Annotated in this window: 1 protein-coding gene; it reads left to right on the top strand. The window is 38.7% G+C overall.

Features of this window, described 5'->3' with window-relative positions; genetic code table 11:
* The first annotated feature begins 405 nt into the window (after window positions 1-405).
* Window positions 406-1029: a replication/maintenance protein RepL gene (locus KQ486_RS14035; RefSeq protein WP_005648621.1), complete on the top strand. Its 624-nt coding sequence runs from the start codon at window positions 406-408 to the stop codon at window positions 1027-1029.
* Window positions 1030-1102: the final 73 nt, after the last annotated feature.

Genomic DNA, 1102 nt, shown 5'->3' with positions numbered 1-1102 from the left:
CCCCCCCCCGCCCCCAAAGGGGGAGCGACCAAACGGCAGCCTCTCTCAATGGAGTGTTACGTCGTTCGGATTCGGAAGAAATTTTGCAGGGTTCGGAAAACGGTTGTGTGCTTATTCTAAAAAAAGTTTATGGTGTGGCGCTCGTCGGGACGGGTGGTCCCGCCCCTTGCCGCTGGGCGCTCCCCGACCGATGATTTTTAAGTGACTGATTTTGTGCTGTTTTGGGGGTATATTAAGAATAGAAGAAATAGAATAAGTTAAGTACTTGATACACAATATAGGGCATTTTCCATATTGGAAATTCTCATTTTCCAATCTAGAAAATACTGATTTCCTAATATAATACTAAACAGGAAAATAATATTTCCCTTAATATTGTTTTTATGGAAAATAATAGTTTACTTTGTGGAGAATAATATTTCCCAAAAACACATCAAAATGGAAAATAAAAAAGCAGTTAAGTTAACCGATTTTCAAAAGAACGAAGAAAATCCTTTTATGAAACAAGCTATAGAAGGTATTGAAAATCATGTTGTTAAAAAGTATAAGAGTAATAGTGGTGGCGATAAGAGAGCCGTAGTAGCTTTAGCCGACACTGAAACTGGAGAAGTGTTTAAGACTTCGTTTATCCGTCAAATAGAAGTAGATGAAGAACAATTCACTAAATTGTATCTTTCTAACTTTGCTGCATTCTTTGACCTATCACAAGCAGCTATTCGGGTTTTTGGTTACTTTATGACCTGCATGAAACCCAAAAATGATTTAATCATCTTCAATAGAAAAAAATGCCTAGAATATACCAAATACAAAACAGACAAAGCCGTTTATAAAGGACTTGCAGAACTTGTAAAAGCTGAAATCATAGCCCGAGGACCAGCCGATAATCTTTGGTTTATTAATCCTCTGATAGTATTCAATGGTGACCGAGTGACATTTGCTAAAACATACGTTCGGAAAAAGACTTTAGCTGCCCAAAAGAAAGAAGAAGCAGAGAAACGACAATTATCACTTGGCTTTGATGAACAGTAACACTCCATTGAGTGAAGCTGCCGTTTGGTCGCTCCCCCTTTGGGGGCGGGGGGGGGATAGATAAAGTTCCTCT

Origin of the sequence: Allobacillus halotolerans (assembly GCF_018967645.1) — a bacterium.
Lineage (GTDB): Bacteria > Bacillota > Bacilli > Bacillales > Alkalibacillaceae > Allobacillus > Allobacillus halotolerans.
This window is presented reverse-complemented; position numbering and strand designations above follow the sequence as displayed.